Annotated in this window: 10 protein-coding genes; 6 read left to right on the forward strand and 4 right to left on the reverse strand. The window is 66.9% G+C overall.

Annotation, left to right across the window (positions count from 1 at the left end; translation table 11 throughout):
- Positions 1 to 228 precede the first annotated feature (228 nt).
- Positions 229 to 1,599 carry a bifunctional UDP-N-acetylglucosamine diphosphorylase/glucosamine-1-phosphate N-acetyltransferase GlmU gene (glmU, locus tag EV560_RS28175; RefSeq protein WP_131859186.1) on the forward strand — a complete coding sequence of 457 codons (1,371 nt, stop codon included), beginning with the start codon at positions 229 to 231 and terminating at the stop codon, positions 1,597 to 1,599.
- Between the two features lie 108 nt (positions 1,600 to 1,707).
- Complete coding sequence (glmS, locus tag EV560_RS28180) at positions 1,708 to 3,534, forward strand: glutamine--fructose-6-phosphate transaminase (isomerizing) (protein ID WP_131859157.1); 1,827 nt, start codon at positions 1,708 to 1,710, stop codon at positions 3,532 to 3,534.
- Between the two features lie 4 nt (positions 3,535 to 3,538).
- Here the strand turns inward: glmS and EV560_RS28185 are convergent, their stop codons facing one another.
- Positions 3,539 to 3,937: a YbaN family protein gene (locus tag EV560_RS28185; RefSeq protein WP_248312238.1), complete on the reverse strand. Its 399-nt coding sequence runs from the start codon at positions 3,935 to 3,937 to the stop codon at positions 3,539 to 3,541.
- A 133-nt stretch (positions 3,938 to 4,070) separates the two neighbouring features.
- Here EV560_RS28185 and EV560_RS28190 point away from each other — a divergent pair, with 133 nt between their 5' ends.
- Positions 4,071 to 4,784 (forward strand): DUF502 domain-containing protein, encoded by a 714-nt coding sequence (locus EV560_RS28190; protein ID WP_131859158.1) that lies wholly within the window; start codon positions 4,071 to 4,073, stop codon positions 4,782 to 4,784.
- A 62-nt stretch (positions 4,785 to 4,846) separates the two neighbouring features.
- Here the strand turns inward: EV560_RS28190 and EV560_RS28195 are convergent, their stop codons facing one another.
- Complete coding sequence (locus EV560_RS28195; RefSeq protein WP_131859159.1) at positions 4,847 to 5,680, reverse strand: AraC family transcriptional regulator; 834 nt, start codon at positions 5,678 to 5,680, stop codon at positions 4,847 to 4,849.
- 116 nt (positions 5,681 to 5,796) lie between these two features.
- Positions 5,797 to 6,687 (reverse strand): LysR family transcriptional regulator, encoded by an 891-nt coding sequence (locus EV560_RS28200; RefSeq protein WP_131859160.1) that lies wholly within the window; start codon positions 6,685 to 6,687, stop codon positions 5,797 to 5,799.
- A 135-nt stretch (positions 6,688 to 6,822) separates the two neighbouring features.
- Here EV560_RS28200 and EV560_RS28205 point away from each other — a divergent pair, with 135 nt between their 5' ends.
- On the forward strand, positions 6,823 to 7,230 hold the full coding sequence (locus tag EV560_RS28205) for a RidA family protein (protein ID WP_131859161.1): 408 nt from the start codon (positions 6,823 to 6,825) through the stop codon (positions 7,228 to 7,230).
- Between the two features lie 66 nt (positions 7,231 to 7,296).
- On the opposite strand, the gene recG is transcribed toward EV560_RS28205, so the two are convergent.
- Positions 7,297 to 9,399 carry an ATP-dependent DNA helicase RecG gene (gene recG / locus EV560_RS28210; RefSeq protein WP_131859162.1) on the reverse strand — a complete coding sequence of 701 codons (2,103 nt, stop codon included), beginning with the start codon at positions 9,397 to 9,399 and terminating at the stop codon, positions 7,297 to 7,299.
- Positions 9,400 to 9,577: 178 nt separating this feature from the next.
- On the opposite strand from recG, the gene EV560_RS28215 reads away from it, so the two are divergent.
- Together EV560_RS28215 and mfd are read left to right on the forward strand one after the other, a co-directional pair.
- Positions 9,578 to 9,874, forward strand: a complete 297-nt coding sequence (locus EV560_RS28215; protein WP_131859163.1) for an FAD assembly factor SdhE — start codon at positions 9,578 to 9,580, stop codon at positions 9,872 to 9,874.
- Positions 9,875 to 10,003: 129 nt separating this feature from the next.
- A complete protein-coding gene (gene mfd, locus EV560_RS28220; protein WP_131859164.1) occupies positions 10,004 to 13,552 on the forward strand; it encodes a transcription-repair coupling factor in 3,549 nt (1,182 codons plus the stop codon).
- Positions 13,553 to 13,710 lie beyond the last annotated feature (158 nt).

Raw genomic sequence — 13,710 nt, forward strand, 5'->3', positions numbered from 1 at the left:
AAATCTTAGGCAATTCGGGCAGTGCTTTCGTTCCGACTCGCGAGGGCGTTGGCCATTCTGCACCGGCCAAGGTGTATGCCGGCTGAACATCACATGAGTTTTTGGCAAACCGCGGCGAGATCGGCTATCCACGCCAGCGCCACCATGCGCCGGATCGACCAGGGCTGACCGGAACCGAACCGCGAATTTGAAGGCAAGCCTGCAAGGAAGCCTAGAATCATGACCGAAATGCAGTCCGGCCGGAGCTGTCTGGCGATCATCCTCGCGGCGGGCGAGGGCACGAGGATGAAATCGCTGCGCCCGAAGGTGCTGCATGAAGTCGCAGGCCGTTCGCTGCTCGGCCACGCCATCGCCTCGGTTTCCGCTGCCGGCGCCGACGCGATCGTGATCGTGATCGGACCGGATCGGCCGGAGGTCGCGGCCGAGGCCAAGGCGCTGCTGCCGGCGGCCGAGATCGCCATCCAGCAGGAGCGGCGGGGCACCGCCCATGCCGTGCTGGCGGCGCGCGAGGCCCTGGCCCGCGGCTATGACGACGTGCTCGTCGCCTTCGCGGACACCCCGCTGCTGCGGCCAGAGACCTATCAGGCGATGCGGGCGGAACTCGCGAAAGGCTCGCAGATCGCCGCGCTCGGCTTCGAGGCGCGCGATCCCACGGGCTATGGCCGGTTTGTGATCGAGGGCGGGGCGCTGAAGGCCATTGTCGAGCACAAGGACGCGAGCGAGGCGGAGCGCGCCATCACGCTCTGCAATGCCGGGCTGATGGCGCTCGAGGGTCGCGACGCGCTGGCGATCCTCGATGCGATCGGCAACGCCAACGCCCAGAACGAGTATTATCTGACCGATGCCGTCGCCGTTGCCCGGGGCAAGGGCCTGAAGACCGTCGCGCTCACCGCGCCTGAGAGCGAGGTGCAGGGCGTCAACGACCGCGCCCAGCTCGCCAGCGTCGAGGCCGAGTTCCAGCGCCGCAAGCGGCTGGAGGTCATGGCGAATGGCGCGACCCTGATCGCGCCCGAGACGGTGTTCTTCAGCCATGACACCAGGATCGGCCGCGATGTCCTGATCGAGCCGAATGTCGTCTTCGGTCCGGGTGTCAGCGTTGCCGACGAGGCGGTGATCCACGCCTTCTCGCATCTGGAAGGTGCCGAGGTCGGCCCGCAGGCCAGCGTCGGTCCCTATGGCCGCCTGCGTCCCGGCGCGAAGCTCGGCAGGAAGGTCCGCATCGGCAATTTCGTGGAGATCAAGGCGGCCGATCTCGGCGAGGGCGTCAAGGTCAACCACCTCACCTATGTCGGCGATGCCAGCGTCGGCCCCAATTCCAATATCGGCGCCGGCACGATCACCTGCAACTATGACGGCTTCCTCAAGAGCCGGACCACGATCGGAGCCGGCGCCTTCGTCGGCTCGAACTCCTCGCTGGTCGCGCCGGTGACGATCGGCGATGGCGCCTATATCGGCTCCGGCTCGGTGATCACACGCGATGTCCCGGCCGATGCCCTGGCGATCGGGCGCGGCCGGCAAGTCGAGCGCGAAGGCTGGGCCAGGAATTTCCGTGCGGAGGCGCAGGAAATGAAGAAGAACGCCGCCAAAACCAAGGATTAGGCAGTCCCAGCAAGCCTCCGTTCATAGTTTGACATTCATCGTGATTGGGCGTTTTCGCCGCTCGCCGCTAAACGATCCCGCGACGGCAATCACGGATGAGGTTCGGGCATGTGCGGCATCGTGGGGATTCTGGGCAAGGAAGCCGTGGCGACGCAGGTGGTCGAGGCGCTCCGGCGGCTCGAATATCGCGGCTATGATTCCGCCGGTGTCGCGACGCTAGAAGGCGGTCTGCTGACCCGTCGCCGCGCCGAGGGCAAGCTCAAGAACCTCGAGATCCGCCTCTCCAACGAGCCGCTCGAAGGCCTGATCGGCATCGGCCACACCCGCTGGGCGACCCATGGCAAGCCCAACGAGACCAACGCACATCCGCACGCGACCGAGCGGCTCGCCGTCGTCCATAACGGCATCATCGAGAATTTCCGCGAGTTGCGCGCGGAGCTCGAGGCCGACGGCCATATCTTCCAGACCGAGACCGATACCGAGGTCGTCGCCCATCTCGTCACCCGCGAGATGAATCGCGGGAAGGACCCGGCCGCCGCGGTCGGCGCCAGCCTGCCGCTGCTGCGTGGCGCTTTCGCGCTCGCCTTCCTGTTCGAGGGCCAGGACGATCTGCTGATCGGCGCGCGCCGCGGCTCGCCGCTGGCAGTTGGCGTCGGCGATGGCGAGATGTATCTCGGCTCGGATGCGCTTGCGCTCGCGCCCTTCACCAATCTCATCGCCTATCTGGAGGAGGGCGACTGGGTCGTCCTCAACCGCAAGGGCGCGACCTTCTACGACAAGAGCAACCGCCAGGTGGAGCGCCGCGCCCAGCGCGTCGCCGCCGGCGCCTTCCTGGTCGAGAAGGGCAACCATCGCCACTTCATGGCGAAGGAGATCTACGAGCAGCCCGAGGTCGTCGGTCACACGCTGACGCAATATCTCGACATGGTCGCGGGCAAGATCCGGCTGCCCTTCGAGGCCAAGTTCGACTGGTCGGCCCTGTCGCGCCTTTCCGTCTCTGCCTGCGGCACGGCCTATTATGCCGGTCTCACCGCGAAATACTGGTTCGAACGTCTGGCCCGCCTGCCGGTCGAGATCGATGTCGCCTCGGAGTTCCGCTATCGCGAGGCGCCGCTGCCGAAGGACGGGCTCTCGCTCTTCGTCTCGCAATCGGGCGAGACCGCCGACACGCTGGCGAGCCTGCGCTACGCCCGCCAGGAGCAGCAGCATGTGCTCTCCGTCGTCAACGTCACCACATCGACCATCGCCCGCGAGAGCGATGTCGTCGCGCCGACGCTCGCCGGCCCCGAGATCGGCGTCGCCTCGACCAAGGCCTTCACCTGCCAGCTCACGACCCTGGCCTGCCTCGCTCTCGCCGCTGCCCGCGCCCGCGGTACGATCACGGCCGAGGACGAGGCGAAACATGTGCAGAACCTGATCGCGCTGCCCGGCCTGATCGCCAAGGCGCTGGAGCTGGAGCCGCAGATCGAGCAACTCGCCCGCGAGCTCTCCAAGGCCCGGGACGTGCTCTATCTCGGCCGCGGCACGAGCTTCCCGATGGCGCTGGAGGGCGCGCTGAAGCTCAAGGAAATCAGCTATATCCACGCCGAAGGCTATCCGGCGGGCGAGCTCAAGCACGGGCCGATCGCGCTGATCGACGAGGCCATGCCTGTCATCGTCATCGCTCCGCACGATCCGCTGTTCGAGAAGACCGCCTCGAACATGCAGGAGGTCGCTGCGCGCGGCGGCCGCATCATCCTGATCACCGACGCAAAGGGCGCGGCCGAATGCGGCATCACGCCGGAGGCGACGATCATCATGCCGGAGATGGACCCGCTCTTCGCGCCGATCGTCTACGCCTTGCCGGTCCAGATGATCGCCTATCAGACGGCGGTCTTCATGGGCAAGGATGTCGACCAGCCGCGCAATCTCGCCAAATCCGTCACGGTCGAGTGAGGCTCTATTCCTCGCGGGTCGGCTCCGGCCGGCTCGCGACATAGGCGCCGGATGCGAGCAGGCAGGCCCCGGTCGCCCAGAGCGCGACCGGCGGCGCAGCGCTCATGGCGACAAGGCCGAAACTCACCAGCATCGAGAAGCAGGCGACCAGCTTCGCCTTGCGGTCGATCGCGCCGGTCGCACGCCAGCGCCGCACATGTGGCCCAAGCCGCTCATGGCCGAGCAGCCAAGCCTCGAAGCGCGGCGAGGAGCGCGAGAAGCACCAGGCCGCCGCGATCAGGAAGATCGTGCCCGGCATCAGCGGCAGCACGAGCCCGACCACGCCGAGGCCGGTCAGGATCCAGCCGGCTGCGAAGATGAGCGGGCGGTGCCAATGCCGCGCCGGCCTGGGTGCCTCGTTCACGACGATCCCTGCCTGAAATTCAGCCCAAGGCAGGGCTGTTCAGCGTCTGCGGCTTGGCTATCCTGCTCATATCGCGGCATTGCGCTGTCGAGACTAGCAGGCTCTCAGCCAGAAAGCGCCCTCGGGACTGTCCATGAACCCTGCCGGCCCACCTGACCCCCGCCTGCTTCCCCAGCCGGACCTGCTCCATCCAAGCTTCGGCACCAGACTGCGCCGCTATTTCCTCACCGGGCTCGTCATCGCCGGGCCGCTGGCGATCACGCTCTGGGTGACCTGGTGGTTCATCAACCTGATCGACGGGATGGTGAAGGCGCTGATCCCGGCAAACTATTTGCCGGAAGCCTATTTGCCCTATTCGATTCCCGGCTTCGGCCTGGTGATCGGCGTGCTCGGCATCATGCTGATCGGCTTCCTCACCGCCAATCTTGTCGGCCGGACCCTGCTCGATGCCGGCGAGGCGATCCTCAACCGGATGCCGGTGGTGCGCAGCCTCTACAAGGGCGTGAAGCAGGTCTTCGAGACGGTCTTTTCCCAATCGGGCACCTCGTTCCGCACGGTCGGGATGGTGCAGTTCCCGCAGCCCGGAATGTGGTCGATCGTCTTCATCGCGCAGGAGGCGGCGCCGGAGATTGCCGGGCGCCTGCCGCATGGCGACGAGCAGGTCGGCGTCTTCCTGCCGTGCACGCCGAACCCGACCACCGGCTTCTTCTTCTATCTGCCGCGCCGCGAGATCGTCGAGCTCACGATCTCGGTCGAGGACGGCGCCAAGCTCGTCATGTCCGCCGGGCTGATCCAGCCCGGCGATCTCGATCCGAAGCTCGCGCCGGGCGAGGCGGCGAGCAAATAGAGCATTGTCGAGCGATATCGGCACCGGTTCGCGTGGTGACATGCGGCACGGCACTCCGTCTGTCAGTCTTTCAGGGCCAGCCAGATTTCGACGATGCCGTTGCCGGTCGCACCGTCGAAGCGCTCGTCCATGCGCTCCAGTATCGGCCCGTCGGCCGGCTTGCGCCCGGATTTGGGCAGCCAGTCGCGAAAGATCGCCTCATAGGTCTGCTTGATGCCGGTGACATGGCCGCGATGTTCGAACACCGCGTAATTCTGCTCGGGCACGCGGGTGCGCTCGAACTCGGCCGGCAGGTCGGTGAACTCGGAGACCTCGGCGCCGGCGATATAGTCGAAATTGCCGTGATCGTCGCAGTTATAGCTGACGCCATAGGCGATGTAGCCGACCTGGTCGGGAATATGCCCGAAATGCGGGGCGATCCTTTGCCAGAGCGACGGGATGCCCTGGGTGTTCTCATAGGAGAAGCGTCCCCCGAAGCCGGCGACGAGGATCGGCTTGCCTTTGACGAAGCGCGGTTCGGGCAAGGTGATGGTGGTTTCGCTATGCATGGGCAGGGGCTCCACGAGCTGCAGTGATGACAGATCGCGCACAGCACGCAGCTGTTCCGGCGTGATGCCGAACTGCTCGCGGAAGGCGCGTGTGAATGCCTCGTGAGAGCCATAGCCCCAATCCAGCGCGACCGAGAGGATGTCGGGCGCGCCGTCTGCGAGCTGGCGCGCCGCCTCCGACAGCCGGCGAGCGCGGACATAGCGCATGATCGAATGGCCGGTAGCGACACCGAAGGCGCGGCTGAGATGGAAGCGCGAGACGCCGCTGACCGCCGCGATCTCGTCGAGCGAGATGTCGGAGGCGAAGCGGCTCTCGATGCACCAGACAGCTTTCTTGATCGGGTCCATGGCGGCTCTCACGAAACGCCGCGACCATGTCGCAGGCAAGACGGCTCCGCTTGATCGGGATTGCTCAGGATAACCGCCACTGCCGGATATGTGGCACGGCACCACGGAGGCGCGAACTATCGCGGCGCTTTGACGACATCGAGGAAGGCGCGCAGCGCCGGCGGTACGGCCCGATGTCCCGGATAGTAGATGGCGATGCGTTCGGGAGCGGGCGTCCACGGGTTCAGAACCTGGCGCAACTGCCCGCAAGCCAAGGCCGCCTCTGCGGCAGGACTGACGACATAGGCGATGCCGAGACCTTCGATCGCGGCCTCGACCATCAGTTCCTCGTCGTCGAGAATGACCGGGCCGGCTGTGTCGATCGTCAACGCCTGGCCGGCGCGCGCGAACTCCCAGCGATAGAGCTTGCCGTTGGGCACGCGGTGCCCGATGCAGCGATGGCGCGCGAGGTCGTCGGGCGTGCCCGGCTCGCCGAAGCGTTCGAGATAGGCCGGTGACGCGACGCAAATAAAGCTGACCATGCCCGCGAACGGCACGGCGATCATGTCCTTCGGAACCGAGTCCAGGAGACGCAGCCCGGCATCGAAGCCGCCTGCGACGATGTCGACGAGCTTCCCCTCGACGACGAGGTCGACCACCACGTCCGGAAAGCGCTGCGACATGGCAGGGAGCACGTCCCGCACCAGCAATGTGGCTCCAAGCCGGGGCGCATTGATCCGGACGGTGCCCGCGACATTGCCGCGAAACGTGGCGACGCTCTCAAGCGCGTCGTCCAACGTGGCGAGGGCCGGCCGAAGCCGCTCGAGCAATGCGGAGCCGGCCTCCGTCGGAGAGACGCTGCGCGTCGTGCGGTTGAGCAGGCGCACGCCCATGCGCTCCTCGAGGGCGCGCATCGCATGGCTCAATGTCGAGGGGGCCGTGCCGAGCTCATCCGCTGCGCGACGGAAGCTGCGGCGGGTCGCGACGGTCACGAAAGCGGTGAGATCGTTGAGCGACGGATGAACCATTGCTGGCGATTTTGCATCTACCCATACGAATTTCAACGGCTACTGCGAACAATGCCCCGGCTCTATCTCCGAAGCCGTACCAGCGAGACCTCGCGGCTTGTGCCGCTGCGGTTCGAAACCGGAGAAAGAAACGAGATGTCCAAACGCGACGCCATCTTCCCCGCCGATCGACACGCGCTCTACGATCTCCATCGCTATTCGGCGGCGATACGCTCCGGCGATCTGCTCTTCGTCTCGGGCCAGGTCGGCAGCCGCGAGGACGGCACGCCAGAGCCGGTGTTCGAGGATCAGGTCCGGCGCGCCTTCGCCAATCTGCGCGCCGTGCTGGCCGCGGCCGGCTGCAGCTTCGACGACGTGATCGACGTCACCAGCTTCCATACCGACCCGCAGGCGCAGTTCGACACCGTGCTGGCTGTTCGCGAGCAGGAGATCGGCGAGCCGCCCTATCCGGCCTGGACGGCGATCGGCGTGACCTGGTTGGCGGGCTTCGATTTCGAGCTCAAGGTCATCGCCCGAATTCCGGCCGGCGGCGAGCGCGCTTAGATCTTCCAGCTCCTTGTTTCGCATCGGCTTTTCCGAAAGCCACAAGCCAGTTTTCGGGCCGATACGCTAGCCCGCCCTGAGCAACCGGATCGCGACGTCGCGCTCGAACAGATAGAGCAGGGTGCGCACCGCCTGGCCACGCGGGGTCTCCAATTGCGGATCGCGCTCGATCAGCAGGCGGGCATCGTCGCGCGCCGCCGCTAGGAGATCGCCGTCGATCTCCGGCCGCGCGATGCGCCAGTCGGGCGAGCCCGATTGCTTGGTGCCGAGCACCTCGCCTTCGCCGCGCAGGCGCAGGTCCTCCTCGGCGATCCGGAAGCCGTCCTCGGTCTCGCGCATGATGGTGAGGCGCGCCTCCGCCACCGGCCCGAGCGGGCCCTTGTAGAGCAGCAGGCAGGTCGATGCGGCCGAGCCGCGCCCGATGCGGCCGCGCAGCTGATGAAGCTGGGCGAGGCCGAAGCGCTCGGCATGCTCGATCACCATCACGCTGGCATTGGGCACGTCGACGCCGACCTCGATCACCGTGGTCGAGACCAGGATGCGCGTCTCGCCGGTCGAGAACGCCGCCATGGCCGCGTCCTTGTCGCGGCCGGGCATCTGGCCATGCAGCAGCCCGACCTTGGCGCCAAAGACCTCGCGCAGCGCCTCGAAGCGCTCCTGCGCGGCGGCGACGTCGAGCGTGTCGGATTCCTGCACGAGCGGGCAGACCCAGTAGACCTGCGCGCCCGCATCGACCGCGCGCCCGACGGCGCCGACGACCTCGTCATGGCGCTCCGAGGAGATCGCTCGCGTCACGATCGGCTTGCGACCCGCCGGCTTCTCCGAGAGCACGGAGATGTCCATGTCGCCGAACCAGGTCAGCGACAGCGTGCGCGGGATCGGCGTCGCGGTCATGACGAGCACGTCGACCGCCTCGCCCTTCGAGCCGAGCAGCAGGCGCTGATGCACGCCGAAGCGGTGCTGCTCGTCGACGACGGCCAGCGCGAGGTCGTGAAAGACAACGCCTTCCTGGAACAGCGCATGGGTGCCGACGGCGATGTCGATCTCGCCATTCGCCAGACCTTCCAGCACCTGTCGCCGGCCGGCGCCTTTCTCGCGCCCGGTCAGCAGCGCGAGCTTGAGGCCTGCGCTCTGAGCCAGCGGCGCCAGCCGCTCGGCATGCTGGCGGGCGAGGATCTCGGTCGGCGCCATCATGACCGATTGCCTGTTGGCCTCGGCTGCGGCCGCCATGGCCATCAGCGCCACCACGGTCTTGCCGGAGCCGACATCGCCCTGCAGCAGCCGCAGCATGCGCTCGGGTTTTTCCATGTCGTCATGGATATCGGCGACAGCCTTGCGTTGGCCATCGGTGAGCGAGAAGGGCAGGGTGGCTTCGATGGCGCGACGGATTGCGCCGTCGCCCGCCGTGACGCGCCCAGCCGCTTTTTTCTGCTGCCGGCGCACCAGAGCGAGCGCGATCTGGCTCGCCAGCAATTCATCATAGCCGACGCGCCGACGCGCGATCGTGTCGGCCTGGACGGCACGCAGGTCCGGGGGATGGTGCAGCGCCTGCATCGCCGTGATGAAGCTCGGAAAGCCGCTCCTGGCGTGGAAACCGGAATCCTGCCATTCGGCGAGATCGGGGCATTTCTCGGCCGCGCCGGCCGCGATCCGCGTCATCACGCGCGCGCCTATGCCCTCGGTCAGGCCATAGACCGGCTCGATCGCGGGCAGGGTGGCGAAGGCCTTCGCATCCATGATCCGGTCCGGATGCACCATCTGGCGCATGCCGTCCCAGAGCTCGAGCTTGCCCGAGATGATGCGGTATTCGCCGATGGGCATGGTCTGCAGCAGGTGCCGGATATCGGCATGGAAGAAGACCAGCGTCACATCGCCAGTCTCGTCCTCGACGATGATGCGATAGGGCGCCTTGGCCTTGCCGGGCGGGGCCGGGCGATGCTCGGCGACGCGCGCCGAGAAGGTCGCGATCTCGCCGATCGGCGCGTCCGAAATGCTGGCGCTCGGCCGCCGGTCGACCGCTCCGGTCGGCAAATGGAACAGCAGGTCGATGACGCGCGCCGGGCGCGTCTCGTCGCCCAGGAGCTTGTCCAGCGCCTTGCCGAGCTTGGGGCCGACGCCGGAAAGCGTCGTCGCGGGGGCGAAGAGCGGGTCGAGGATCGAGGGGCGCAATCGGGTTCTCAGGACATGTCAGGAGTGTGGCGAACGCGGCCGTTCGACCGCTGACTTCGCCCGACTCCCTCGCTATATAGCCGGTGACGGCAGGCTCCGCGACGGGGCCGGCCCGTTTCCCGTTTTCAGTCCCCAGAGCAGCGCGCAAGCCATGCTCCGGATTTTGGTGAGGATGACGATGTCCGGCACGACCCGCACCAGCGCCGATCTCGACCCGCGCCGCCGCAAGCTGCTCTTCCGTGCCTGGCATCGCGGCATGCGCGAGATGGATCTGATCATGGGCCGCTTCGCCGATGCCGAGATCGGCGCCCTCAGCGAGGCCGATCTCGACGAGTTCGAGCGGCTGATCGAGGTGCTCGACCGCGACCTGCTCTCCTGGGTGACGGGGGAGGCTGCGGTGCCGGAGAATTACGACACGGATCTCTTCCGCCGGCTGAAGGGTTTCCATCACCACGACAAGCCAATTCATGTCTGACCCGTCACTGCGAGCGAAGCGAAGCAATTCAGGGGGGCAGGTGAGCGAGCCCTCTGGATTGCTTCGTCGGCTTCGCCTCCTCGCAATGACGGCCAGGCGACCAGCGCTTATTCAGATCAAGAAGACCGCATGAGCATTCCCGCACCCGCCCAGCTCGCCAAGCTGCAGATCGACCGCATCCTCGACGCGCTCAACCGCGGCGACAAGCCGACGCTCGCCAGCGTGCCCGATGGCTTCGACGCCATCGTCCTTGCCGACCTGAGCCGCGCCCGGGCGAAGAAATCCGAAGGCGCGGCCATGCTGGTCTTCGTCGCGCGCGACGGCCAGCGGCTGCAGGTGCTCGAGAACGCCCTGCAATTCGTCGCGCCGGACCTGGAGGTGATGTCCTTCCCGGCCTGGGACTGCCAGCCTTATGACCGCGTCTCGCCGGCGCCCTCGATCGTCGCGCACCGGATGACGACGCTGTCGCGGCTTGCCAAGACCAAGTCCGGCGACAAGCCGCGCCTGCTGCTGACGACGGTCAACGCCGCGCTCCAGCGCGTGCCGGCCTTCTCGCGGGTGGCGTCGGAAAGCTTCTCGGCCGCGCCGGGCAACATGGTCGATACCGAGGAGCTCGCCCGCTGGCTCGACATTAACGGTTATTTGCGCACCTCGACCGTGCGCGAGACCGGCGAATTCGCCGTGCGCGGCGGCATCGTCGATCTCTACCCGCCGGGCATGCCGGCGCCGATCCGTCTCGATTTCTTCGGCGACACGCTCGAATCGATCCGCACCTTCGATCCGGAGACGCAGCGCACCAGCGGGCAATTGCGCGGGCTCGACCTCGTGCCGATGTCCGAGGCGCAAATGACCAGCGAAAGCATCAAGCGCTTCCGCCAGTCCTATATCGCGACCTTCGGCACGCCCGGCCGTGACGACACGCTTTATGAAGCGGTGAGCGAGGGCCGGCGGCCGGCCGGCCTGGAGCATTGGCTGCCGCTGCTGGCGGACAGGCTCGACACGCTCTTCACCTATCTGCCGGACGTACCGATCGTCCTGGATTCGCTCGTCGAGGACGCCGTCGGCGAGCGCATCAGCCTGATCAAGGACTATTACGACGCCCGCAAGGCTGCGCTCGACCAGCCCAGCGGCGGTGGCATTCCCTACAAGCCGCTGCGGCCCGATGCGCTCTATCTTTCACCATCGGAATGGCGCGGTGTCATCGACAATGCCGGCACGGCCTCGCTGACGCCCTTCGTCATGCCCGACAGCGAGGGCAAGCTCGTCGTCGAGCTCGGCGCCCGTCAGGGCCGCAGCTTCGCCGCCGAGCGGGCCGACACGTCCGGGAACGTCTTCGACGCTGCCGTCAAGCATGTGAAGGCGCTGGAGGCCGATGGCCGCCGCGTCATCCTCGCCGCCTGGTCGGAGGGCTCGCGCGAGCGCCTCGCCCATGTGCTGGCCGATCACGGCCTGAAGAGCACGCAGCTGACCGGCAGCCTGCGCGCCGCCTTCGATCTCAAGCCCGGCACCGTGGCGCTTGCCGTCTGGGGTTTCGAGACCGGGTTCGAGGCCGGCAAGCTCGCGGTCATCGGCGAGCAGGACATTCTCGGCGATCGCCTGGTGCGGCCGCGGCGCAAGGCACGCCGGCCGCAGGACTTCATCGCGGAGCTGTCCTCGCTCGCGATGGGCGATCTCGTCGTCCATGTCGATCACGGCATCGGCCGCTTCGTCGGCCTGCAGTCGATCACCGCCGCCGGCGCGCCGCATGACTGCCTCGAGATCCATTATGCGGCGGACGCGAAGCTCTTCCTGCCGGTCGAGAATATCGAGCTGCTCTCGCGCTACGGCTCGGAGGATACCGAGGTTCCGCTCGATCGGCTCGGCGGTGGCGGCTGGCAGGCGCGCAAGGCCAAGCTGAAGCAGCGCATCCGCGAGATGGCGGGCAAGCTGATCCAGATCGCCGCGGCCCGGGCCCTCAAGGAAGCGCCGCGCCTGATCCCGCAGGAGGGGCTCTACGACGAGTTCTGCGCCCGCTTCCCCTTCGAGGAGACGGAGGACCAGCAGAACACGATCGATGCCGTGCTCGACGACCTCGCCGCCGGCCGGCCAATGGACCGGCTGGTCTGCGGCGATGTCGGCTTCGGCAAGACCGAGGTGGCGCTGCGCGCCGCCTTCGCCGCCGCCATGGCCGGCAAGCAGGTCGCGGTCGTGGTGCCGACGACTCTGCTCGCGCGCCAGCACTACCGGAATTTCGCCGAGCGCTTCAAAGGCCTGCCGCTCCAGATCGGCCAGGCCTCGCGCTTCGTCTCGGCGCAGGAGCTGAAAGCGGTCAAGCAGGGCGTGAAGGACGGCACGATGGACATCGTCGTCGGCACCCATGCGCTGCTCGGCAAGGGCATCGAGTTCAAGGATCTCGGCCTCGTCATCGTCGATGAGGAGCAGCATTTCGGCGTCAATCACAAGGAGCGCCTGAAGGAGTTCCGCGCCGAGGTCCATATGCTGACGCTCTCGGCGACGCCGATCCCGCGCACGCTGCAGCTCGCCATGACCGGCGTGCGCGAGCTCTCGATCATCGCGACGCCGCCAGTCGATCGTCTCGCGGTGCGCACCTTCGTCACGCCCTTCGACCCGTTGATCGTGCGCGAGGCGCTGCTGCGCGAGCGCTATCGTGGCGGGCGCAGCTTCTATGTCGTGCCGCGCATCGAGGACATCGCCGAGGTCAAGGACTTCCTCGACAAGCAGGTCCCGGAATGCAAGGTCGGCATCGCCCATGGCCAGATGGCGGCGGGTACGCTCGAGGACGTGATGACGGCGTTCTATGAGGGCCAGTACGACATCCTGCTCTCGACCACGATCGTCGAATCCGGGCTGGACATCCCGACCGCCAACACGCTGATCGTGCACCGGGCCGACATGTTCGGCCTCGCCCAGCTCTATCAGCTGCGCGGCCGCGTCGGCCGCTCGAAGATCCGCGCCTATGCGCTCTTCACCATGCCGGCCAAGCGCAAGCTGACCGAGCAGGCCGAGCGCCGTCTCAAGGTGCTGCAATCGCTCGATACGCTCGGCGCCGGCTTCCAGCTGGCGAGCCACGATCTCGACATCCGCGGCGCCGGCAACCTGCTCGGCGATGAGCAATCCGGCCATATCAAGGAGGTCGGTTACGAGCTCTACCAGCAGATGCTGGAAGAGGCGGTGGCTGCGCTCAAGGCCGGTGTCGAGATCGAGAGCGACGCGCATTGGTCGCCGTCGATCCAGATCGGCGCGCCGGTGATGATCCCGGAGCATTACGTTACCGATCTGACGCTCCGCCTCACGCTCTACAAGCGGCTCTCGACCATGGACGAGGACGGCGAGATCCAGTCCTTTGGCGCCGAGCTGGTCGACCGGTTCGGGCCGCTGCCGGAAGAGGTCCAGCAGCTTCTGGAGATCGTCGCAATCAAGGCGCTTTGCAAACGCGCCAATGTCGAGAAGGTCGAGGCCGGGCCGAAGGGCATCATCGTCGCCTTCCGCGACAATGAATTCGCCAATCCCGAAGGGCTGGTTTCCTATGTCGCCAAGCAGGGCACGCTGGCGAAAGTCCGTCCGGACATGCGCGTCGTCTTCATCGACGATTTCGAGACCGCTGAACAGCGCCTCAAGGGCACGCGGCGACTGCTGACCGACCTGGCGCGGATCGCGGAGCGGAAGAAGGCGGCCTGAACCTCGTCGTCATTGCGAGGAGCGTAGCGACGAAGCAATCCTGGGGGACGTGGAGTGCTGCCGCCCTGGCGACTGTGTCTGACGTCAAGTCTTGGAGGGCGGTTTGTCTTGCCATGGCCTGTTCTGGCGGGCCATTGAGCTGAGGGCGACGAGAAGCT

This window comes from Allobosea sp. BK604 (assembly GCF_004341515.1).
Lineage (GTDB): Bacteria > Pseudomonadota > Alphaproteobacteria > Rhizobiales > Beijerinckiaceae > Allobosea.

Coding starts and splice junctions, on each gene's coding strand:
- glmU (WP_131859186.1), top strand. CDS start 229: ATGCAGTCCGGCCGGAGCTGTCTGGCGATCATCCTCGCGGCGGGCGAG.
- EV560_RS28190 (WP_131859158.1), top strand. CDS start 4,071: ATGAACCCTGCCGGCCCACCTGACCCCCGCCTGCTTCCCCAGCCGGAC.
- glmS (WP_131859157.1), top strand. CDS start 1,708: ATGTGCGGCATCGTGGGGATTCTGGGCAAGGAAGCCGTGGCGACGCAG.
- EV560_RS28200 (WP_131859160.1), bottom strand. CDS start 6,687: ATGGTTCATCCGTCGCTCAACGATCTCACCGCTTTCGTGACCGTCGCG.
- EV560_RS28215 (WP_131859163.1), top strand. CDS start 9,578: ATGTCCGGCACGACCCGCACCAGCGCCGATCTCGACCCGCGCCGCCGC.
- EV560_RS28195 (WP_131859159.1), bottom strand. CDS start 5,680: ATGGACCCGATCAAGAAAGCTGTCTGGTGCATCGAGAGCCGCTTCGCC.
- mfd (WP_131859164.1), top strand. CDS start 10,004: ATGAGCATTCCCGCACCCGCCCAGCTCGCCAAGCTGCAGATCGACCGC.
- EV560_RS28205 (WP_131859161.1), top strand. CDS start 6,823: ATGTCCAAACGCGACGCCATCTTCCCCGCCGATCGACACGCGCTCTAC.